24 protein-coding genes are annotated in these 21771 nt (G+C 65.6%); 7 read left to right on the top strand and 17 right to left on the bottom strand.

The features are described from left to right. Positions 1 to 65 precede the first annotated feature (65 nt). From KUV74_RS08280 to radC, 13 genes are all read right to left on the bottom strand, one after another. Positions 66 to 746: a response regulator transcription factor gene (locus tag KUV74_RS08280; protein ID WP_222516076.1), complete on the bottom strand. Its 681-nt coding sequence runs from the start codon at positions 744 to 746 to the stop codon at positions 66 to 68. After that, positions 743 to 2302, bottom strand: coding sequence for a sensor histidine kinase (locus tag KUV74_RS08285; protein WP_222516077.1), 1560 nt, complete (start codon positions 2300 to 2302; stop codon positions 743 to 745). The genes KUV74_RS08280 and KUV74_RS08285 overlap by 4 nt, the downstream gene beginning before the upstream one ends. Then, the gene (locus KUV74_RS08290; RefSeq protein WP_222516078.1) at positions 2299 to 3909 is read right to left on the bottom strand and encodes a hypothetical protein; all 1611 of its coding nucleotides are present in this window, start codon (positions 3907 to 3909) and stop codon (positions 2299 to 2301) included. Before KUV74_RS08290 ends, KUV74_RS08285 begins: the two co-directional genes overlap by 4 nt. Then, positions 3906 to 5015, bottom strand: coding sequence for a hypothetical protein (locus KUV74_RS08295; protein WP_222516079.1), 1110 nt, complete (start codon positions 5013 to 5015; stop codon positions 3906 to 3908). The genes KUV74_RS08290 and KUV74_RS08295 overlap by 4 nt, the downstream gene beginning before the upstream one ends. Positions 5016 to 5293: 278 nt before the next feature. Next, positions 5294 to 5854, bottom strand: coding sequence for a carbonate dehydratase (locus tag KUV74_RS08300; protein ID WP_124803500.1), 561 nt, complete (start codon positions 5852 to 5854; stop codon positions 5294 to 5296). 214 nt (positions 5855 to 6068) lie between these two features. After that, complete coding sequence (locus tag KUV74_RS08305; RefSeq protein WP_222516080.1) at positions 6069 to 6491, bottom strand: TraR/DksA family transcriptional regulator; 423 nt, start codon at positions 6489 to 6491, stop codon at positions 6069 to 6071. A gap of 418 nt (positions 6492 to 6909) precedes the next feature. Continuing rightward, positions 6910 to 7368: an acyl-CoA thioesterase gene (locus tag KUV74_RS08310; RefSeq protein WP_222516081.1), complete on the bottom strand. Its 459-nt coding sequence runs from the start codon at positions 7366 to 7368 to the stop codon at positions 6910 to 6912. Beyond that, complete coding sequence (locus KUV74_RS08315; RefSeq protein ID WP_108132274.1) at positions 7358 to 7693, bottom strand: DUF2007 domain-containing protein; 336 nt, start codon at positions 7691 to 7693, stop codon at positions 7358 to 7360. The genes KUV74_RS08310 and KUV74_RS08315 overlap by 11 nt, the downstream gene beginning before the upstream one ends. Before the next feature lie 164 nt (positions 7694 to 7857). Next, the gene (locus KUV74_RS08320; protein ID WP_045991285.1) at positions 7858 to 9048 is read right to left on the bottom strand and encodes a class I SAM-dependent rRNA methyltransferase; all 1191 of its coding nucleotides are present in this window, start codon (positions 9046 to 9048) and stop codon (positions 7858 to 7860) included. Between the two features lie 64 nt (positions 9049 to 9112). Further along, a complete protein-coding gene (mutM, locus tag KUV74_RS08325) occupies positions 9113 to 10033 on the bottom strand; it encodes a bifunctional DNA-formamidopyrimidine glycosylase/DNA-(apurinic or apyrimidinic site) lyase (protein ID WP_222516082.1) in 921 nt (306 codons plus the stop codon). Between the two features lie 155 nt (positions 10034 to 10188). Continuing rightward, entirely contained in the window at positions 10189 to 10344 is a 156-nt protein-coding gene (gene rpmG, locus KUV74_RS08330) for a 50S ribosomal protein L33 (RefSeq protein WP_016856547.1), read from the bottom strand. 112 nt (positions 10345 to 10456) lie between these two features. Continuing rightward, complete coding sequence (gene rpmB / locus KUV74_RS08335) at positions 10457 to 10693, bottom strand: 50S ribosomal protein L28 (protein WP_045991211.1); 237 nt, start codon at positions 10691 to 10693, stop codon at positions 10457 to 10459. Between the two features lie 398 nt (positions 10694 to 11091). Continuing rightward, positions 11092 to 11766, bottom strand: a complete 675-nt coding sequence (gene radC / locus KUV74_RS08340) for a RadC family protein (protein ID WP_124803508.1) — start codon at positions 11764 to 11766, stop codon at positions 11092 to 11094. Between the two features lie 280 nt (positions 11767 to 12046). On the opposite strand from radC, the gene coaBC reads away from it, so the two are divergent. The 5 genes from coaBC (at position 12047) to slmA (ending at position 17046) form a co-directional block, all read left to right on the top strand. Further along, positions 12047 to 13393: a bifunctional phosphopantothenoylcysteine decarboxylase/phosphopantothenate--cysteine ligase CoaBC gene (gene coaBC, locus KUV74_RS08345; RefSeq protein ID WP_108132271.1), complete on the top strand. Its 1347-nt coding sequence runs from the start codon at positions 12047 to 12049 to the stop codon at positions 13391 to 13393. 60 nt (positions 13394 to 13453) lie between these two features. Next, positions 13454 to 13921, top strand: a complete 468-nt coding sequence (gene dut, locus KUV74_RS08350; RefSeq protein WP_045991213.1) for a dUTP diphosphatase — start codon at positions 13454 to 13456, stop codon at positions 13919 to 13921. Between the two features lie 59 nt (positions 13922 to 13980). After that, on the top strand, positions 13981 to 15363 hold the full coding sequence (locus tag KUV74_RS08355) for a phosphomannomutase/phosphoglucomutase (protein WP_222516083.1): 1383 nt from the start codon (positions 13981 to 13983) through the stop codon (positions 15361 to 15363). A gap of 21 nt (positions 15364 to 15384) precedes the next feature. Then, on the top strand, positions 15385 to 16290 hold the full coding sequence (gene argB / locus KUV74_RS08360) for an acetylglutamate kinase (RefSeq protein WP_045991215.1): 906 nt from the start codon (positions 15385 to 15387) through the stop codon (positions 16288 to 16290). 147 nt (positions 16291 to 16437) lie between these two features. Next, positions 16438 to 17046: a nucleoid occlusion factor SlmA gene (slmA, locus tag KUV74_RS08365; protein WP_222516084.1), complete on the top strand. Its 609-nt coding sequence runs from the start codon at positions 16438 to 16440 to the stop codon at positions 17044 to 17046. 132 nt (positions 17047 to 17178) lie between these two features. Here the strand turns inward: slmA and KUV74_RS08370 are convergent, their stop codons facing one another. Further along, entirely contained in the window at positions 17179 to 17619 is a 441-nt protein-coding gene (locus KUV74_RS08370; protein WP_124803516.1) for a VOC family protein, read from the bottom strand. A gap of 44 nt (positions 17620 to 17663) precedes the next feature. Next, on the bottom strand, positions 17664 to 18116 hold the full coding sequence (locus KUV74_RS08375) for a DUF411 domain-containing protein (protein WP_222516085.1): 453 nt from the start codon (positions 18114 to 18116) through the stop codon (positions 17664 to 17666). 151 nt (positions 18117 to 18267) lie between these two features. On the opposite strand from KUV74_RS08375, the gene KUV74_RS08380 reads away from it, so the two are divergent. Together KUV74_RS08380 and KUV74_RS08385 are read left to right on the top strand one after the other, a co-directional pair. Beyond that, on the top strand, positions 18268 to 18801 hold the full coding sequence (locus KUV74_RS08380; RefSeq protein WP_222516086.1) for a DNA-3-methyladenine glycosylase I: 534 nt from the start codon (positions 18268 to 18270) through the stop codon (positions 18799 to 18801). Beyond that, a complete protein-coding gene (locus tag KUV74_RS08385; RefSeq protein ID WP_222516087.1) occupies positions 18789 to 19949 on the top strand; it encodes a metal-dependent hydrolase in 1161 nt (386 codons plus the stop codon). The genes KUV74_RS08380 and KUV74_RS08385 overlap by 13 nt, the downstream gene beginning before the upstream one ends. A 110-nt stretch (positions 19950 to 20059) precedes the next feature. On the opposite strand, the gene KUV74_RS08390 is transcribed toward KUV74_RS08385, so the two are convergent. After that, positions 20060 to 20665: an FMN-dependent NADH-azoreductase gene (locus KUV74_RS08390; RefSeq protein WP_108132267.1), complete on the bottom strand. Its 606-nt coding sequence runs from the start codon at positions 20663 to 20665 to the stop codon at positions 20060 to 20062. Positions 20666 to 20856: 191 nt separating this feature from the next. Further along, on the bottom strand, positions 20857 to 21612 hold the full coding sequence (locus KUV74_RS08395) for a COG3650 family protein (protein WP_108132266.1): 756 nt from the start codon (positions 21610 to 21612) through the stop codon (positions 20857 to 20859). Positions 21613 to 21771 lie beyond the last annotated feature (159 nt).

Genomic DNA, 21771 nt, shown 5'->3' on the forward strand with positions numbered 1-21771 from the left:
CTAAAAACAGCAAGACACACCAGGGCGTGAAGTTCTGCCCCGGAGGCACCCGATGGCAAAGAGCCTCACACGTCTTGAGCGTCGTAGCGGTATCCGGCGCCGCGGACCGTAGTGATGCGCGAGGCGTGGTCGCCGAGCTTGCGCCGAACCCGCCCCACGTAGACATCGACGGTATTGGTCATGGGGTCCTCGTTGAGCCCCCAGACCGCGTTGAGGATACGTTCACGGCTCATCACCCGCCCGGCATTGCCGAGCAATAGCGCCAGCAGATCGCGCTCCTTGGTCGATAACTCGACGACCTCACCCTCGACCTTCAGGCACAGCGCCTCGCGATCGAACTGCACCGGATCCTCCGCCTGAGCGCCCGGTGTCGCTCCTGCCCGTGCCCGGGCGCGTCGATGCAACGCCTCCATGCGCGCGATCAGCTCGTCGAAAGAAAAGGGCTTGCTCAGATAATCGTCGGCTCCCTTGCGAAGCCCCACGATCTTCTCATCGGTGGCATCCAGGGCCGTCAGCATCAGAATCGGGACCTCGTCGCCCCGTGCCCTGACTCGCGTGCACACCTCATGCCCGGACAGCCCCGGCAGCATGATGTCGAGCAGCACCACATCAAAACCGCCCTCCTTCAAAAGCGACAAGGCGGTTTCGCCATCACCGGCACGGGTGGCGGTCCACCCCTCGCCCTTGAGCCCGCGACACAGAAAGTCCGCGACCCTATCTTCGTCTTCCACTACCAGCACGTTCACGTCGTCGTGGACTCCTCGGCCATCCCTGGCACATCGATGTAGACGATCAGCCCGCCTCCCGGTCGGTCCTCCAGACCGGCATCCCCTCCGTGGGCACGGGCGATGGCACGCACAATGGGCAGTCCCAGACCACTGCCCTCAGTGTAGTTGGTGGAGGCATTGGCACCGCGATAAAAGCGTTCGAACACCACCGCCTTGTCGACCGCCGATACCCCCCTGCCATCGTCCTCCACCGCGATTCGCCAGCCACCACCATGACGCCACAGGCGCACCACCACCCGGGGGCCCCCGTGGACCCGGGCATTCTGAAGAAGCGCCAGCACCGACTGGCGCAGCCGCAGGCGATCCACCTCCACGGGGGCAACGGTCACCTCGGTCTCAAGAGACACCAGCACCGATGACAGACTGATGACATCCTTGAGAAACTCGACCAGTTCGGTGGGTTGCGGTTGCAGGCGCAATTCGCCGCTCTCCTGGCGTGCGATGGTCAGCAGGTCGTCGATCAGAGCAGCAGTATGGCCGGCCGCCTCACGGGCACGACGCAACGCCTCGCGGTAGTCGTCCTCGTCGGGTTGGCGCGCGCGCAGTACCACGTCGCATTCGCCCTGGATGATGGTCAACGGTGTGCGCAGCTCGTGGCTGACATCGGCCAGCAGTCGACGCCGATGCCGTTCGGCCCGACGCGCTTCCTCCAGCAACCTTTCGAGTTCTCCGGTGCGATCCGCCACCGCCTCCTCCAGCGCGCTGTTCTGGCGCTCGAGCGCGCGCCGCTGGGAGTGCACGTCTGCACCCATCTGATTGAGCAGACGGCTGATGCGGCCTAATTCGTCACCGCCGGAGACCTTGATGGCATGACCGAAGGCACCCCCGTGCATACGCTCGACGCCCGCCATCAGCCTCTGAAAGCGCCGCGATACCCGCCAACGGTAGAACACCATGACCGCCACCGTCAGCACCACCGCCAGCAGCGCAAAACCGAGCGCCAGCCAGCGTGTCTGGCGGGCGCCCCGGGCCAGTTCCTCACGGGCTTCGCGCACCTCCTCGATCTCGCCCTCCAGGGCCACGTCCATCAGCTTGCGGAAGCGTTCATCAATGGCTTCATCGAGCAGCGCATAGAAACTCAACCAGCGGCTGACCGGATCGAGCTCCCGCTCCGAGTCGAGCAGCTCAGCGTAGCCGCGGATCACCTCGTCCAGCTGGTCCTCGAGCCTGGCCAGCAGTTCCAGCTCCTCGACTTCCTCGTCGCCTACCAGCTCGATCTCGGCGCCGATGATATCGCGGATCTCGCTGATATCCTGGCGCACCAGCTCCTGTAACCGGCGCTCCCCCTCACCACCGTCCTGATCACCGATCAGCAAGGCATCTGCGTACTGCTTGAACAGCCGATAGCTGTGGGTCGACAGATTCAGGTGTGCTTCGTAGGAGTGATGCGCCAGGTTCATGCGATCGCTCAACCAGGTACTGCGCTCGACGCTCCAGTAGGCCAACACCGCTCCGGTGCAGGCCATCGTCAGCAAGACCAGGGTATAGGCGGTTACCACACTGATGATTTTCATGACCCCAGTTTACTGTTCCCGCAGACGGAAGGCGTTTTCGGATGATCCATGTTCTCCGACAGGCGCAACAACATGCCGGCACCGCCGGTGACCGAATCAGGTAGATTGTGCACCAGGGTCGCCGGGCAGCGTGCGTCAAGCAGCGTGAACAGCTCGACGGCGTCCTTTAGCAGCGGCCACAGGTAACTGTCGACCACCACCAGATCAGGGCGCGACAGCAGCGCCTGGACCAGGGCTAACCGCAGGGACTCACCAGGGGTCAGGTTGTGCCCTGCTTCCTCGATCCGCCCATCCAGACCTCCCAGGCGAGCGATCGCAGGGCCCAGACCACACTCTCGCGCCACCCGGCCGATGTCGTCATCGTCGGGGCGCGCGGCGGCCCCCATGGTCAGCGCGCGGCGCAGGCTGCCCCTGAGCAAGGCGGGGCGATCACCGATACAGGCGATGGCCGGCTCGGTCGGCAAGCCGTCAAACCGCAGTCGCCCCGCCTCGGGTGCACGCCGCCGTGCCAGCACCGCCAGCACCCGCGACGCCAGGTCGGGATCATCGGTGGCGAGACACACCCGCTGGCCCGCGCGAATACGCAGATGCAGGGTGCAGCCACCCACCCGCAGGTGCTCCAGATCCAGCGGCACCGGCCGTCCACGTCGACGCACTCGCGGCAAGGCCTCGGTCCGCGCGAGCAGTGCCCGACACTTGTCGCGGGCGACACACCAGGCGCTGTAGCGATCCCATACGCCGATACATTCGCGCACAGGTACCACCAGGATCGCCAGCACCGACAGTGCCGCGGCGGCGTCCGCCGCCGCCAGACCAAAGCGCGCCGTAGCCCACAGCACCGCCGCTCCACCAAGCCCCAGAGAAGCGTTGGGCAGCGCACGCAGCAGCGATACCCGACGTACGCGACGCACGGCGTCCTCGGCACTGCGACGTCCCTTGCGCTCCAGGCTGGCGATTTCACGGGGCAGGCGATTCATCAACGCCAGCTCGCGGGCGATGGGAATCCGCTCCATCGCGGCAATGGCCACCCCGGCACGCCGCCTTCGCAGATCCCGATGCAGGCGGCCCAGCGCCAGACCCAGCCCGGCGGCCAGCGCCACGGCGACGAAGATGGGTAGCATGCCGGCCAGCGCCAGGACGGGATCGATCAGCCACAGGCACAGCGCCGCCATGGGAAAGACCACCGCCGCAGACACCAGCCGAGTGATGCCCATGCCGACCCAACCCCGGGCCGCCGTCAGGTCACCGACAAAGCGCAGCGACAGCCCTCCGAGGCGACGACCGGCAGGCTCGGCACCGAGGGCAGCGATGGCGCGGAAGACGACGCTGCGAAGCTCCACCGCGTAGCTCTGGCCGATGGCCTCGCCCCGGACCCTGGCCAGTGCCTGGCAGGCAGCGATCACCAGCGCTGCCGCTGCCAGTATCAGCAGCGAGGTCAGCGGCAGCTGGGAGGAGGTCGAGCCGGACGTCGAACGCAGTGCGACGAAGACATCGCGGGTGGCGAAGGCCGTGGCCATCATCAGCCCAGCCTGGATGATCCCCAAGCCCACCACCAGCGCGATATGCCTGCCTCTGCCATGCCCCGAGAGTTCGGGAAGCTCGCTCATGCGGCGGCACCCGTGGCAAGCCGGTTATCCTCTGTCAGGTCCTTGAGCATGGTCTGACCGAGACGCCTTCTGATGATTGGCGCCACCAGCCTCGATACGGCCTCGGGGTCGCACAGCGCCTCACGCTTGACCACCGGCAGCCCGGTTTCGCCGCTGGCTTCACGGCTACCGAGCGCCGACAGACTGACCATCCCCGCCAGGGCAAAGGGCGTTTGACCATGACGTTTGAGCACCGACACACCCCCGACCGCACCCAGCGCATCCGGAGCCGCGAACAGGATACCGTCCAGGCGCTCGATGATGGTGGAATCCGCCAGGATGGCAGCGGTCTCGTCCTGGAACACCCCGTCAGCGATTTCCACCACCACCACCTCGGCACCGCGCGCCGCCGCGCCACCGACCAGCGCCTCGAAGCCACGTTCGATGCGCTCGAGCGGACAGCGGAAGGTCGACGCCATGCCGGCATCGGTAAAGTCACTGACGGCCACCGAGGCGTCGGCGAAGGCGTTGAAGTCACCAAAGGCGCCGGTGCCGGTGGCCTTGACCCCCTCCACCGCAAAGCCCGCACGTTGGAGGCCGTGGGCCAGGCTCACCGCCGCCGTAGTCTTGCCGGCATTCATCGAAGCGCCGAACACCCCAAGCACCACTATGTCATCGGGGATACGCGAATCTGCGATGGCATAGCGGTCAATATTGATCACCTCGCCATGAAGGTCGGCGAGAAAACCCAGCGGACGCAACTGAGTGGGGCGAGCCATCCTGGCATGTGCCGCCTCGACCTTGCCGGCGATGCCGCCACCGGCCAGCAGATCCATACGCACATCCACCTCAGCGCGGCCCATGAATTGATCCGGTGCGTAGCGATCGCCCACACACAGCACCAGCAGATCACCGGGATAGCTCTCGCTGGGACGGCCGCAGGCCAATTGGACCCGCTTGTGCTGCCCGACCTGGAGGACTTCACACAGGATCAGGTCACCGGCGCGCACTGGATGGTCGAGACTGACCAGGGAACGGACGTCATCGCGCCTGGCGCGGCGGGTGGTAAAGGCCCACTTGGCGGTGGCGGGGACGGCGAAGGGAGTCACGGCAGCGGCACAGGTCATGGCGGTAATCCTCTGGGATGAAGGCACATCCCGAGGCTACCGTGGGCCGCTCGTTGCATCCTGTCAGGCGAGTGAGCGCGGCATTAAGCCCACATGAACACAAGCTGACAAGGCGTGAAAAAACGCGTAGCGGATTGGCGACAGCGAACAACCGTCGCCTACAAAGGGTGATAACCCCCTCCTTCGCCTTGCATCAGGCGCACAAGCGCTTGCGGTTGCCAAACCTCCCGTCTCGCCGCCCGGAGGCCATCCGCCTATCCTCGAACCAGGGCGCCGGGCTAGAAAGAGTTCTGGATCTGCCTATACCCTTCCACCAGGCTATTGTTGGTGCGGGCCACGTCTTCGGAAAACGCTGAATCCTGGACCGTTACTCGGGACAGGGTGTCCAGATCGGTCCCGGGGCCAATGCGCTCGGTGGACGGCACATAGAAGTCGTCGGGAAGGTCGCAACCATCTACCACGGCGTTATGGCGCACCACCGCGCCCTTGCCGATAGTGCAGTTGAACAGCACGCTGTTGAAACCGATAAAGGCGCTCTCTCCGACCACGCAGGGACCGTGCACGATGGCGCGATGCGCAATCGACGTGCGTGCACCAATGATCACCGCCGCGCCGGACTTGGAGTGGATGACGACGCCGTCCTGGATATTGGAGTGGGCGCCGATGATCATCGGCTCCATCTTGCCATCGGCATCGACCTCATCGGCACGAATGACCGCGTAGGGGCCGATGAAGACGTTCTCCTCGACGATCACCCGCCCACAGAGAATGGCCGTGGGATCGACAAAGGCGCTGGGGTGGACAACCGGCAAATCACCGTAGGGATTCTTGCGAATCATTCATGCTTCCTTGGTTGTGATTCCTGCGAATCAGATAGTAATCGTCGCCCGGCGTAGTCGGCATGGGCGAATCTTGATGCGACATACGCCACCGCCTTCGCTGAGCCGGTTGGATCATCCGTGGACAAGCCCACCGAGCAGGCACTCGTCCGGACTCAGCATCGCCCTTGGGGCGGCCATCACGGTCACAAGCGGTGGATGCTTACCGGCGCCGCTACTTCCGCGTCCTGGCGAAGTGATGTTCTCTCTGTTCCTGGCGCTGCTTGGCTTCGAGGCACAAGCGCGCCGTGGGCCGGTGCAACAGCCGGGGAAGTCCGATGGGAACGCCGGTCTCCTCGCAGTAGCCGTACTCACCCGTCTCGACGCGCTTCAAGGCGCTGGCAATATTGGCCAGCAAGCGGGTTTCCCTGTCGGCCTGGCGAAGCTGCAGCTGAAGCTCTTCCTCCTGGGCTGCCTGGTCCAGATCGTCGCTCGACCTTTCTCGAGCCGACATGCGCAGGCGAACCTCCTGCAGTCGCTCCTCGACCAGCGCCCGTTCCTGCAGCAATCGGCATCGAAAGAACGCCAGTTGCTCACCGTTGATGTAGTCGTCGTCCGGCATCTCGAGAAGATGCGCTGCGTCATCCATCGTTGGCATCTCACCGCTCCTCCCGCCGCGCCGATTGCACAAGGCGTCTGAGACCATCACACTCGCACAAAATGTTATGTTATAACATATCTGTTAAGTGGCACAACACACCCGCAAATCCTGACTCCCAGGGCCACCTCGCTGAGGCGGTCGTTGACCACGTCGCCGTCCACGGCCACCAGGCTGACCCTCCCGCCTCTACCTCGTGGTCCAAAGTGCTGCAGTTCTTCCATGAACCCAGGGAGTCTTTAGACGCATTCAGGAACAAAGTGCGACCTATCACACCCAGGGTCAGGACAAAAAAGCTGCCAGTATTGAGATTCGCCAACTCGACACCCAGGGTGCCAGAAAATTGCCGGAAGGGGCGGAGGCCAGCTGTGTACGCTCAGGTCTGTGTGGTCAGGTCCCTGTCGTCAGGACGTTATCGTCAGCTTTCCGCGACCAGGGCGCCGCCGTAGGCGCTGACGAATTCGGGAGGAAGACGGCGGGGACGGCCGCTTGAGAGAGCGATGCAGGCGTAGCGGGTACGTGCACGCAGCAGGGTGACACCATCCTGCGGGCGTATCAGTTGAAAGCGGCGGGTCAGGGTCAGGCGCGAGTCGCAGGCGACGATCCAGGTGGCCATGGCCAGGCGTTCGCCCTCGAAACCCGGCGCCAGATAGTCGAGTTCGTGACGGTGCACCGCCATGGCGCGATCCAGCGCCCGGTAGTGTTCCAGGGTCAGACCCAGCTGGCCGGAGTGCTCCCAGCTGGCCTGTTCCACCCAGCGCAGGTACTGGGCGTTGTTGACGTGGCCGTAGTGGTCGATGGCCTCGGGCGCCACCAGGATGTCGATCACGAAGGGCCGGGGCAGATCCCAGTCGAAGGCACCCTGTTCAGCGGTCATGATCGTCCTCCTTGCGGCCACCGCAGTTCCAGCAGGTATCGAAGGCCCCTTCGAGCTCCTCGCCGCAGGCCCGGCAGCGCCAGGCGCTGTCCGGCGCTGGCTCCTCGAGCGCCTGTTTCACCAGCGCTTCGGCTCGCTCACGGTTGTGCTCGGCGACCCACACCTGGGGCTCGCACTCCAGCGGCGGCAGCTCCCCGGCGCCACCGCCGAGGGTCATGTTGCGCAGTTCGCAGGGGATCCCGGCGGCGTCGAGCAGGTTGCGCACGTGGCCCACCAGCAGGGCGTTGCCGTGGGCAAAGATCAGGGTCCAGGGAACCTCGGTCATGGTGTCTTCCTTGGCGCGGGCTTGCCCAGGCACGATGTGACACTTCCATCGCCCGAGGCAAGCCCCTGCGCCTTTTTCGGCCCAGCGTGTTCGGCCCAGCGTGTTCAGCCACGGCGAGTCACGTCGCGCCTATCTAGCTCATGCCTTGTTCAATCGCGCCTTGCTCAGTCGCGAAAGACGCGCACACCGAGCGCCTTGAGGTAGGCGGTTTCGGGAATCGCCGGGTGCACCGGGTGATCAGGTCCCTGGTGGCCCTGGAAAAGGATCTGTCCCTGTCGATCCTGGTGACGTACCGCACCGCGCACCACGTCGACCAGGCGATCCTGTGCCAGGTGCATGGAGCAGGAGGCGGACAGCAGCAGGCCGTCGCGGCCCAGCAGGCGCATGGCGTCGCGATTGAGTCGGGCGTAGGCACGCTCGCCGTTGGCGATATCCTTGCGCCTCTTGATGAAGGCCGGCGGATCGAGCACGATCACGTCGAACTTCTCGCCGTCGGCCTTGAGCGCCGCCAGCGCCTCGAAGGCGTCGCCGTGACCCACAGCGACCCGCTCGTGCTGGCCGTTGAGCGCGGCGTTCTCGGCGACGCGATCCAGCGCCGACTCGCTGGCATCCACGCACAGCACTTCGCTGGCGCCATGGGCCGCCGCCTGCACGCCCCAGCCACCGACGTAGCTGAACAGGTCCAGCACCCGCTTGCCGGCCACCCGCTGATTGAGCCAGGCGCGATTGATGCGGTGGTCGTAGAACCAGCCGGTCTTCTGGCCGTCGAGCACGGGGGCGGCGAACTGCACGCCGTTCTCTTCCAGCAGCACCTGCTCCGGCAGCTCGCCCTTGACCACCTCTACCACCTCGCTGAGGCCTTCCTGACGACGACCACTGGTGTCGTTGCGCAGCACCACACAGGCAGGGGACAGCACCTTGTCGAGTGCGTCGAGCAGCTCGTCCTTCACCGCTTCCATGCCGGCGGTGTTGAGCTGGACTACCAGCACCTCGGCGTAGCGGTCGATGACTAGCCCCGGCAGCAGATCGGCCTCGCCATGGACCAGGCGGTAGAAGGGCTTGTCGAACAGGCTCTGGCGCAGCGCCAGGGCCTGATTCAGGCGATGTACCAGCAGCGAGCGATCCAGCCGCATGCTCGGGTCACGCGAGACGATGCGGGCGCAGATCAGCGAGTTGGGATTGACGTAGGCCAGACCCATGGGCTTGCCATTGGCGGCCTCGACGATGACCTGCTCACCGACTTCGAGCCCCTTGAGCGGCGTCTCGGCGATGTCGATCTCGTTGGAATACAGCCACAGGTGGCCGGACTTGAGGCGACGATCGGCGTTCTTTTTCAGGCGCAGCGGACGAGTCACGGTGATCACTCTCTCTACGGAAACTACATGAATAATTGGGCGAGCCCTTCAAGCATCGACAGGACTAACGTTGGCAACGAGGGCAAAAGACACTGGCACGCTGCCCCAGGGTCACGTGCTTCAGCTCACCGCCACATCGGCGGCAGGGTGCGCCGGCACGCCCATAGACGTTGAGGCGCTGGGCGAAGTAGCCGGGTTCGCCGGTGCCGCTGACGAAGTCGCGCAGGGTGGTGCCGCCCTGGGTGATGGCCGCGGCCAGCACCTCCTTGGCGGCGGCGGCCAGGCGATCGTAGCGCTCGCGTCCGATGCGACCGGCCGCGCGGCGCGGATCGATACCGGCCAGAAACAGCGCTTCGCTGGCGTAGATATTACCCACCCCGACGACCACGGCATTGTCCATCAAGAACGGCTTCACCGCCGCCTGGCGCCCCCGCGACAGGGCGTACAGCCGGGCGCCGTCGAAGGCCTGCGACAACGGCTCGGGGCCTAGCCGCGACAAGCGGGTATCGTGGGCCTCGTCGTCCCGGAGCCAATCGACGAAGCCGAAACGACGCGGGTCGTGATAGCGCAGGATGACGCCGTCCTCGAGCACCAGGTCCACATGGTCGTGCTTCCTGGGCAGCTCACCGAGGCGGGCAATACGCAGGCTACCGGACATGCCCAGGTGCCACAGCAGGGTGCCCTTTTCGCGCACTCCGCCGCCGTCGTCCGACCGGGACGCGGCCGTACAGGTACCCTCGGTGCTGGCGACCGTCTCGCCGTTCTCGACGCTTTCACCGCCCTCGCCCGACAGCACCGGCAGCAGCAGGTACTTGGCGCGACGGCGAATCTCGCCGAGGCGGGCGCCGATCAGACGATCGGCGAGATCCTCAGGCACCGGCACCCGCAGGCGCGACTGGCGCACCAGCACCTCACGGATCTCGCGCCCTTGTACATGGGGGGCGATGCCGCGCCGGGTGGTCTCGACTTCGGGAAGCTCGGGCATGGCACACCTGGGGCCTGAGGTTAGAGCGGCGAGCAGCGAGCGACATCACGCCATCGCCCGGGGCCGCTGACAGGGACATACGCAAGAACCCGACCTCGGGGCCGGGTTCTCGGTGACAGGCGACAACTCGCCTGCGGTGGAAGCGAGATCAAGCCTTACTTGATCTTGGCTTCCTTGTACATCACGTGCTTGCGAACCACCGGATCGAACTTCTTCATTTCCATCTTGTCCGGAGTGTTACGCTTGTTCTTGTCGGTGGTGTAGAAGTGGCCGGTACCGGCGCTGGACACCAGACGAATCTTGTCACGCATGAGACTTCTCCCAGTTTGCCGCCTGGTACGCGTCGTGCACACCAGGCCAGTCATTCAAGTCGGCGGAGGCCGTTCGCTCAGGCGAACCAGTGGGCTCCCGAGGACGTCATCCTTAGATGGCGTCGCCGCGCTTACGGATATCGCTGAGCACCTCTTCGATGCCCTTCTTGTCGATGATGCGCATGCCCTTGGAGGAAACACGCAGGGTCACGAAACGCTTTTCGGACTCGACCCAGAAGCGATGGCTGTGAAGGTTCGGCAAGAAACGACGACGGGTCTTGCGCTGGGAGTGTGAAACGTTGTTACCAGTCACCGGGCGCTTGCCGGTAACCTGACATACTTTGGACATGAGAGCCTCCAACCGCGTGGCGAGTTGTTCAAAACCTGTCGGGCAAACCGGGAAGGGCGAGAACCGAAGGGATGTGTCGCAGACTGGCCGCGCGGTGCCGGCGAAAGTCCGCATTCATCATGCCCTCAGCAACCTCGAGCCCTGTCATGAGCCCCGTGCTTTTGACCCAAGGGAATTCAAAGGGTGCACTTTATACCAGACCCTGCCTCCATGGGCAAGGGATACACCAACGTTCGCCAGGTCGCTCGCTCACGGCCCGTGTCGAGGTGCTCGAAACGGCTCCGCTGCGTCGACGGCGATGACGTGACGTGTTCGGGTAGAGAGTCGCCCGGCCAGGACGCGATAGGATCGAGACGATCCTCGCCCCGCCTGGGCCAGCTCTCTTTGCGCGCGGCGCATTATACCCAACCTCGCTCGGCAAATGACACCACTTCTGCGTCTCCCACCACAAAATGATCCAGTACACGGATATCGAACAGGCCCAGCGCCTCTTTCAGGCGATCGGTGATACGCCGGTCGGCATCACTGGGCTCGGCCACCCCGGAGGGATGGTTGTGGCACAGGATCAAGGCGCCCGCCCCCAGCGCCAGGGCACGTTTGGCCACCTCACGTGGGTACACCGAGGCGCTGTCCAGGGTGCCGCGAAACAGCACCTCGAAGCGGATCACCCGATGCTGGGCGTCGAGAAACAGTGCGGCGAAGGCCTCGTGGTCCAGATGACGAAGCTGAGCGGAAAGAAAGGTCCTGACCCGCGCGGGAGAATTCAGCGCCTGACCCCGCTCCAGATAGCTCGCCAGATGACGGCGCGACATCTCCTGGGCGGCCTGCAGCTGAACGAAGGTGGCAAGCCCCAGGCCACGCTGGGCACAGACCTCCTGCTGATGCGCCTCGAGCAGGGCACGCAGTCCGCCGAAGGCACCCAGTACGTCCCGTGCCAGGTCCACCGCGGAGCGTCCTGCCACCCCGACCCGCAGCACAATCGCCAGCAGCTCGGCGTCGGATAGCGCGGTGGGCCCCAGCGTCAGCAGCTTCTCGCGAGGGCGCTCGCCCTCTGGCCAGTCTCGTATCGACATCCCTGTCTCCTGCTCCGTTGCTCTCGTCACACCCTGTCGTCACATCCTCTCGACACGCTCTGTCATCACACCCTCTTCTCACACGCAGCCGCCACATCCTGTCGTCACACCCTCTTCTCACACACTCTTGTCACATCCTCCCCTCACGCCCTGTCGGCGAGCGCCGACATACCCGTTGAGTCTAGTGCGGTCTGCCTGATCTGGAGCCAGGGTGCGCGGCTACGCATGATCCGGTACCGGTGGTAAGGTAGAGGGCTGACTCTGGCTGCGGACTTTTTTCATGTTGCACGCTCCCTCCTCTTCCGGTTGCGGCCTGACCGGCTCAGGCCCCGGCGGCCTGCGCCCCGGGCAGCGGGTTGTGCTGGGCATCAGCGCCGGTATTGCCGCCTACAAGAGCGCCTCTCTGGCCCGACTGCTGGTGCAGGCGGGCTGCGAGGTGCAGGTAGTGATGACAGAGGGAGCCCAGGCCTTCATCACGCCGCTGACGCTGCAGGCGCTGACCGGACGCGCGGTACGCACCTCGCTGCTGGACCCCGACGCCGAGCTCGGCATGGGGCATATCGAACTCGCCCGCTGGGCCGACCTTATTCTGATCGCCCCCGCCACCGCCGACCTGATGGCGCGCCTGGCCCAGGGCATGGCCGACGATCTGTTGACCACCGCTTGCCTGGCCAGCGACGCCCGGCGGATGCTGGCCCCGGCGATGAACCAGGCCATGTGGCGCCATCCGGCGACCCAGCGCAACGCCGCCCGGCTGGTCGAGGATGGCTGGGCCCTGCTGGGCCCCGACCAGGGCGACCAGGCCTGTGGCGACGTCGGCCCGGGACGCATGATGGAACCGGAGGCCATTCTCGGCGCCCTGCTGGATGCCGGCTCTCCCTCCACGCCCCGGACAGCGACAGGCGTCGTGGGAGAGAAAGGCGAAGCAGTGCCCCCGGACGCAGACCTTCATGTGGTGATCACCGCCGGCCCCACCCGGGAGCCGCTGGATCCGGTGCGCTACCTGTCCAATCACAGCTCCGGCAAGATGGGTTTCGCCCTGGCGGAAGCGGCCCGGGACAGTGGCGCCCGTGTCACCCTGATCGCCGGCCCCGTCAGTCTGCCGACGCCCCCGGGCGTTGCCCGCCACGACATAGAAACCGCGGAAGAACTGCTCGCCGCAGCCGAAGGGCTGATGGATGGCTGCGACATCTTCATCGGCTGCGCGGCGGTGGCGGACTATCGCGCCGAGGCTCCGGCCGAACACAAGATAAAGAAGCGCGATGACGACGACGGTCTTACCCTGAAGCTGGTCAAGAACCCCGACATCATCGCCACCCTGGCTGCCCGCGATCCGCGTCCGCTGATGGTCGGCTTCGCCGCCGAGACCCGCGACGTGGTGCGCTACGCCGAGGGCAAGCTCGCGCGCAAGGGGCTCGACATGATCGTCGCCAACGACGTCTCCCGGGAGGGACTCGGCTTCGGCTCGGACCGCAATGCCGCAACCCTGGTGTGGCGCGACGGCGAGTCTCTCGCCCGCCGCGAAGAGACCGACCAGGACAAGGCCAGCCTGGCCCAGGCCATCATCGCCCAGGCCCGAGCCTGCCTCGAGGCGCGACGTCAGACGGTGCGGCCGAACCCGCGCTGAGCCACGACACCACTTATTTATCAGGAAGCCTGTCTGGCTGCCCAAGACCAAGGACCTTTCATGCACGACACTGCCTCGCGCCCTCGCCTCGCCGTCAAGATCCTCGATGAACGGATCAAGGAGCGCATGCCCCGCTACGCCACCGACGGCTCGGCCGGGATGGACCTTCACGCCCTGCTCGACGCGCCGCTGACGCTGGCCCCCGGGGATTGCGAACTGGTCCGCACCGGGCTCTCGATCCATATCGCCGATCCGGGCCTGGCCGGCATGATCCTGCCCCGCTCGGGGCTTGGCCACAAACACGGCATCGTGCTCGGCAACCTGGTCGGCCTGATCGACTCCGACTACCAGGGCGAACTGATGGTGTCGGTGTGGAACCGATCGACCACCGCCTTCACCCTCGAGCCCTTCGAACGTCTGGCCCAGTACGTGCTGGTGCCGGTGGTCCAGGCCGAGCTGGAAGTGGTCGAGGACTTTTCCGAGAGCCTTCGCGGCGGCGGCGGTTTCGGCAGCTCCGGCCGCCACTGACGCCCCAGGTTCGACTACCCGTTCATTCAAGCGCCACGTCAAAAGGACAGGACCCTCACATGACTCAAGTCCCCTCCACGATCTTTCGTGCCTACGATATTCGAGGCGTCGTCGACGAGACCCTGACCGAAGCCGGGGTCGAGGCGATCGGCCAGGCCATCGGCAGCGAAGCCCAGGCCCGCGGCGAATCCCGTGTGGTGGTGGCCCGCGACGGGCGACTCTCCGGCCCGCGCCTGATCAAGGCCCTGACCCGCGGCCTCACCGCCAGCGGCTGTGACGTGGTCGACATCGGCATGGTGCCGACGCCGGTGCTGTACTTTGCCACCCACACCCTGGAAGGCACCCGCTCCGGGGTCATGCTGACCGGCAGCCACAACCCGCCGGACTACAACGGCCTGAAGATGGTGCTGGGGGGCGAGACGCTCTCTGGCGAGGCGATCACCGCGCTCTACACTCGCCTTCAGAACGGCGATCTGCGCGAAGGCCAGGGCCAGGTGTCCGAGCACGATGTGCGTGACGCCTACCTGAAGCGCATCCTCGACGACGTCTCGCTGTCGGGCTCGATCAAGGCGGTGGTGGACTGCGGCAACGGTGTGGCCGGTGAACTGGGCCCGCGCCTGGTCGAACAGCTCGGTGCCGACACCGTGCCGCTGTTCGAGGACATCGACGGCAACTTCCCCAACCACCACCCGGACCCCGGCAAGCCGGAGAACCTCAAGGACCTGATCCACGCGGTGGCCGAGCACGGCGCCGACATCGGTCTGGCCTTCGACGGTGACGGCGACCGCCTCGGCGTGATCACCCCCAAGGGGCGCCTGATCTACCCCGACCACCTGCTGATGGCGTTCGCCGAGGACATGCTCAGTCGCAATCCGGACGCCCGGGTGATCTTCGACGTCAAGTGCACCGGCAAGCTGATCGAGGTGATCGAGAAGGCCGGCGGCACGCCGGAGATGTGGCGCACCGGCCACTCCCTGATCAAGGCACGGATGAAGGAAACCGGCGCCCTGCTGGCCGGCGAGATGAGCGGCCACATCTTCTTCAAGGAACGCTGGTACGGCTTCGACGACGGCCTTTATGGTGCCGCCCGCCTGCTCGAGATCCTGTCGCGCTTCGACGGCGACGCCGACACCTTCTTCGATCGCTATCCGCAGAACCTGAGCACCCCGGAGATCAACATCGAGGTCACCGACGAGACCAAGTTCGACCTGGTCGCGCGCCTGGCCCGGGAAGGTGACTTCGGTGACGAGGGTGTCAAGACCACCCTGGACGGCATCCGCGTGGACTACCCGGATGGCTGGGGTCTGTGCCGCGCGTCCAATACCACGCCGATGCTGGTGCTGCGCTTCGAGGGTAACGACGCCGCCGCGCTGGAGCGCATTCGCACGCGCTTTGCCGAGGCGCTGGCCGACGTGGACGCCTCGCTCACCCTACCCAACTGACGTGCAGGAGACATGACGCCCATGAGCGAACAGGCACGCGATCCGCGCCTGGTGGTGGAGGTCCTCTCCGAGGCCCTCCCCTATATCCAGAAATTTTCCGGCAAGACCGTGGTGGTCAAGTATGGCGGCAACGCCATGACCGAGGACGCCCTGATCGACTCCTTCGCCCGGGACATGGTGCTGATGAAGGAAGTCGGCATCAATCCGGTGGTGGTCCACGGCGGCGGCCCGCAGATCGGTGATCTGCTGGCCAAGCTCAACATCGAGTCGCGCTTTGTCGGTGGCATGCGTGTCACCGACGCCGAGACCATGGACGTGGTCGAGATGGTGCTCGGCGGACTGGTCAACAAGGATATCGTCAACCAGATCAATCAGTGCGGCGGCAAGGCCATCGGCCTGACCGGCAAGGATGGCGCCCAGATCCGCGCGCGCCAGCTCAAGGTCGAGCACCAGAGCCCGGAAATGACGGCGCCCGAGATCATCGACATCGGCCATGTGGGCGAAGTGGAACACGTCTCCACCGACCTGATCGAGATGCTCGCCGCCCGGGATTTCATTCCCGTGATCGCCCCTATCGGGGTCGACGGCGAGGGTCGCAGCTACAATATCAATGCGGATCTGGTGGCCGGCAAGGTGGCCGAGGCACTCGGCGCCGAGAAGCTGATGCTGCTGACCAACGTGGCCGGGTTGATGAACCGCGACGGTGAGGTGATGACGGGACTTTCCACCGCTCAGGTCGACGAATTGATCGCCGACGGCACCATTCACGGTGGTATGCTGCCGAAGATCCGCTGTGCCCTCGACGCGGTCAAGGACGGGGTCGTCAGCGCCCATATCGTCGATGGCCGGGTGCCCCATGCCACCCTGCTGGAGATCTTTACCAACGCGGGTGTCGGTACCCTGATCACCAACGAATCGCCCAACTGAAGCACCCGTACCAGGGCGATACGAAAGCGACACGATAACGACACGATAGCGACGCAAGGAAGTGCGAACCGGGCACAAGCTCCGGACGCAAGGGAACTCGCCCGCCGGCGCCCCGGCGGGCCATCAACGACAAAAGAATTCGATATCATGACGCAGGAAAAGACCCCAAGTCGGCGGGACCAGATACTGCAGGCGCTGGCCATGATGCTGGAAGAAGACAGCGGCAAGCGCATCACCATCGCCGCCCTGGCGCGCCAGGTCGGCGTCTCGGAGGCAGCGCTCTACCGCCACTTCCCGAGCAAGGCCAGGATGTACGAGGGCCTGATCAGCTTTATCGAGGAGACCCTGTTCGAGCGCATCACGCGCATCCTCGACGAGCAGCAGGAGGCGCTGCCGCGCTGCCATCAGATCATGACCCTGGTGCTGGCCTTCACCGAAAAGAACCCGGGCCTGTCGCGGCTGTTGGGCGGCGACGTACTGACCGGCGAGACGGCGCGACTGAGGCAGCGTATCCACCAGTTGTTCGAGCGGCTGGATACCCAGTTCAAGCAGGTACTACGCGAGGCGGAGCTGCGCGAGGGTCGCCGGCTGGCGATGCCGGCCAGCGCCGGCGCCAACCTGCTGACCGCCCAGATCGAGGGACGCATCGCCCAGTACGTGCGCAGCGACTACCGCCACCGCCCCACCGAGCACTGGGAAGACCAGTGGCCGGCACTGTCGTCACACCTGCTGAGAGACAGCGCCATCCCCGCCTGAGCAAACGACGCCCGCGCGGCGGGTCACGTGGCAAGCTGCAAGACAAGGCGTCGATGGGGGAGTCGGCTCCCCCATCCCTTCGCGCCCCTTCGGCGCCGCTCGCTGGCACGATCGACAGCGGCCCTTCGCTCGCTACCAGCTGCCGGTGTTCTCCATCGAGGCCCAGGGCTCGGCGGGTTCCAGGGCGTCGCCCTTCTGCAGCAATTCCACTGAAATGCCGTCCGGACTCCTGACGAAGGCCATATGGCCGTCGCGGGGGGGCCGGTTGATGGTCACACCGTTGTCCATGAGCTTCTGACACAGGGCGTAGATGTCATCGACGCGATAGGCCAGGTGGCCAAAGTTGCGTCCGCCCTGGTACTCCTCCGGGTCCCAGTTCCAGGTCAGCTCGAGCTCCGGCGCGTTGAGCTGGCTTGAGCGCTCCTCGTCCTCTGGCGCCACCAGGAACACCAGGGTAAAGCGTCCCTTGTCGTTGTCCTTGCGACGCACCTCCTTGAGGCCCAGCAGGTCGCAATAGAAGTGCAGAGAGGCGTCGAGGTCGCTGACACGCACCATGGTGTGTAGAAATTGCATTCGGGTCTCCTCGGGGTTCAGGGGGCCGCGTCTGCTGCGCGGGCTCAGGGGTAACGGGCCACTACCATGGCGCGCGCATCGTCGACTGTAAAGCCAAGCACCGCGTAGTCATCGAGGCGACCGGTCTCCATCCCGGGCGAGCCATGGGGCATGCCCGGCACCGCCAGACCATCGATGTCCGGGGACGTCTCCAGCAACCAGGCCACCTGTTCGGCGGGGACATGGCCCTCGATCAGGTAGCGCCTGCCGTCTTCATTGGTCAGGGTAGCGGTATGACAGGACGCCAACGCCTGGGGAACTCCCAGGCGCTGCTTGACCGCCGCCATGTCGGGGCTATCGTGAAGACGCACCTCGAAGCCGGCCTCACGCATATGCTCGGCCCAGGCGCTGCAGCAGCCGCAGTGGGGATCCTTGTGCATGTCCAGGCCGGCGGCCAGTGCAAGCGGGCTGAAGACACCCATGAGAACGGCACCCAGGGCGCGAGAAAGACGTGTCATCGCGTATGATCTCCTGACGGGAAAAAGAGAAGGACAGGCCTCAGGATCGCAGAATCGCGCCATCAAGGGTATGCCGAGTCGGTACCCTTTTTGTCCCAGCGCAGGTCGGTCCCAGGGGAATCGAGACATCCTACCAACAAGAGCAAGCCGCATGAGCGAGTACTGCGACCTGGCCCCGGGGCATCCGCTGCACGGGCCCTACCATGACAGCGAATACGGGTTCCCGATCCGAGGCGAGTCCGACCTGTTCGAGCGCCTGGCACTCGAGATCAATCAGGCCGGTCTGTCGTGGCTTACGGTGCTGAAGAAGCGCGAGGGCTTCAAGCGCGCCTTCGACGGCTTCGACGTCGATCGGGTCGCCGCCTACGACGACGACGATCGGGCACGTCTGCTGGCCGACGCCGACATCATTCGTCACCGCCTGAAGATCGAGGCGGTGATCCACAACGCCCGGGTGATCCAGGCCATGCGGGAGTCCCACGGCGGCTTTCAGGCCTGGCTCGATGCCCACCACCCCCGTGAGCACGTTGACTGGGTGAAGCTGTTCAAGCGTCACTTTCGCTTTACCGGCCCGGAGATCGTCAAGGAGTTCCTGATGAGCGCGGGCTACCTGGCCGGCGCCCACCGCGACGACTGCCCGGTGCAGGCCCGAGTACTGGCGGCGGCGCCACCATGGACTCGCTGACCCAGGCCGCCCTCGGCGCGGCCCTGGGAGGCGCGGTACTGGGCCGTCACCTGGGCCGCAAGTCATTGCTCGCCGGCGCGGTGGTCGGCAGCCTGCCGGACCTGGACGTGCTGATCGACTACGGCGACGCCGTGGCCAACGTCACCTACCACCGTGGCTTCAGTCATTCGCTCTTCGTATTGACGGGGCTCTCGCTGGTGCTGGCCGGGCTAGCTCAGCGACTGGCCGAGCGACTGGCCGAGCGCCGGGCCAGACGCCCTGCAGAGGGACTGGGCTTGAGCTTAAGCCCGGCACAGGGCCTGGACTTGCAGCGCCTTGGCTTGTTGCGCTGGTGGCTGTTCTTCTGGCTGTGCCTGGTGACCCATCCGCTGCTGGACTCGCTGACCACCTACGGCACCCAGCTGTGGTGGCCACTCGAGGTCACCGCGCCCAGCGCTACCCCGCTGGTGTTCATCATCGACCCGGCCTACACCCTGGCCTTGCTGGTCGCGCTGGTGATCGCACTGTGGCGTGGCCATCGGCCAGCGACCTTGCAACGCGCCGCCAGCTGGGGCCTGGTGATCTCGACGCTGTACCTGCTGCTGGCGCTGGGCGCGCGCGGCTGGGTCGATGCCAGGGCCGACGAGGCGCTCGACCGAGTGGACATGGCCGAGGCACCGCGCCTGATCCAGCCGGCGCCCTTCTCGATCCTGCTGTGGCGGGTCACCGCCGTGGACGGCGATCGCCACGCCGAGACGCTGATCGGCCTGCTCGACGGAGATACCCGCCCGGTCGTCGAACTGTTTCGACGCGGTACCGAACTCGAGGCTGCCGCCCTGGAGCTCGACAGCGGTCGCCGCCTGGCCTGGTTCGCTGGCCCCTTTGTGCGCTACGAGGTGGAGCGCAAGGGAGACGCCGAACGTCTGCTGGCCACCGACCTGCGCCTGGGCTTTCCCGGCTTCCATCCGTTTCGCTTCGCCCTGGCACAGCGCCAGGATGGCAACTGGCGCGCCCTGGAACCGACCCTGCAACTACCGATGAGCGCAAGCCAGCGCCCCATGGGGCAATTGTTCGAGCGCATGCTGTCACCACAGCCCGCGCTGTGTGTCGCTGACTTCGTCGATTCCCGCTGGCAGCTGGGCGCAGGCGACGACTGCGACGCTCGCTGACACCCGGCCGGGTGTCGGCCTCTTCCCTGAGCAACGATCACCATACGCAAGCCGCCGTGGCCAGGGCCACGGCGGCTTGCGAATCAGTGTCTTCAGACGTCGGGCGCGGCTTACAGCCTGGCGATCAGCGCCTCGATCTCGGCGTGGGCAGTGGTGAGGGCCGCTTCCTTGTGCTCATCTCCCATGCTGAGCCCTTCGGCAAACACCGTCTCGACCTCATTGATGCCGATCAGGCCCAGCATATGGCGCAGGTGCGGTGTCTGGGTATCCAGAGCACTACCGGCGTACTGACCGCCGCGAGCGCCCAGCACGATGGCACGCTTGCCCTCGAGCAGCCCCACCGGGCCATTCTCGGTGTAGCGGAAGCTCTTGCCCGCGCGCAGGATACGGTCGAACCAGGCCTTGAGCTGGGAGGGAATGCCCAGGTTATAAAGCGGCACGGCGAGCACCAGCACGTCGTGGGCCTCGAGCTCGGCGAGACGCTCATCGGAGCGCGTCGCCAGCTCGCGCTGTGCCTCGCTCCGCTCTGCGTCCGCCACCTGCCAGCTGGACAGCTCGTCGAGGCCCAGGTGTGGCAGGTCGTCGGCGACCACGTCGCGATGGGTGATCTCGATATCGTCACGCTGGCGCGCCAGGCGCTCGAAGTGGCGTGCCAGCTGGGTGGACTGGCCTTGGTCGGCGAGGATGGATGAGGTGACAAGCAGTACGCGGGTCATGGCGAGCTCCTGTGGAAGATGATGTCTGCGCACAGTTTACCGCCAATAAAATTGTCGAAAAGCGAATAAATCTCGGAATATCTTTCGATAAAAACGAATAAAGCGCCGCTCGGCGCTTTATTCGCGTGTGCTGGCTACACAAGCCAAGGACGCTTTCGTCGGCTTGCCAAGCGCGTCCACGTCGCCCCCCGTCAGGGCGCGATGCCCTGCCCACACCCCTGCAGCTGACGTCCGTTGACGTTCAAGGTGACCTGGGCCGGCCAGGGCGTGCCCGCCATATCATCGAAGCAGGCACCGGCCTCGATGCGCAGCTCGAAGGGCGCATCGGCGCGGCCGCTTTCCAGGATCACTCGACCGGCACCGTTGTCCAGGGTGGTGACGCGATAGGGCAGGCTCACTTCACGCTCGCCGTAGTCCAGACTCATGTCGATGCGCGGCACGTCATTGGCCAGTTCGAGGTGCCAGCCTGGCTCGTTGCCCCGGGCCAGGAACATCACCCCGGGCTTGTCGCTGCGCCGTAGGGAGTCGCGGCGGGTACGGGCCTCGCACTCGAGCCGACCGCGGGAGCTCTTGATCACCGCCCGATCACCAATGATATGGGCGCTGAGTTCCCCTCGCTGGTAACGCTCGCCCTGGTCCACCACCGCCTGGGGCAACTGCTCGGCACCGTGGGTGGTCCACAACCTGAGCGAATCCTCCTGGGTCGCCGAGACCATGTCCTGACTCGGCGAACAGCGCCAGCCAACGAAGGTAGCGCCATCACCGACAAAGTAGGCAGAGGGCAGCAGCGGCGCCTTCTGCTCCACCGGCGCATCGGTAAAGGAACCGCGCCGCTCCGCGCGATCGGTCTGCTCGCTGGCAGGACCGGGAGCGCTGGTAGTGGCGCACCCCACCAGTCCACTCAGCATCACGACAAGGAGGGGTGAGACGACAGCGGGACGACACATGACAGGCTCCTTCGATCACGACATCAGTACGATTCCGTGGCCCCGCCAGGTGCCGTCTGGCGTGTCCCTGTCGGGGCCTACTGGCGAAGCTTACCAGCCACATCGTCAAAAGGCGCGGCTCTGCCACCATGGGATCGCCCCCTCGCACAATCGACGAAC

The sequence above is a fragment of the Halomonas sp. DP1Y21-3 genome (assembly GCF_019801245.1).
GTDB classification, from domain to species: domain Bacteria; phylum Pseudomonadota; class Gammaproteobacteria; order Pseudomonadales; family Halomonadaceae; genus Halomonas; species Halomonas litopenaei.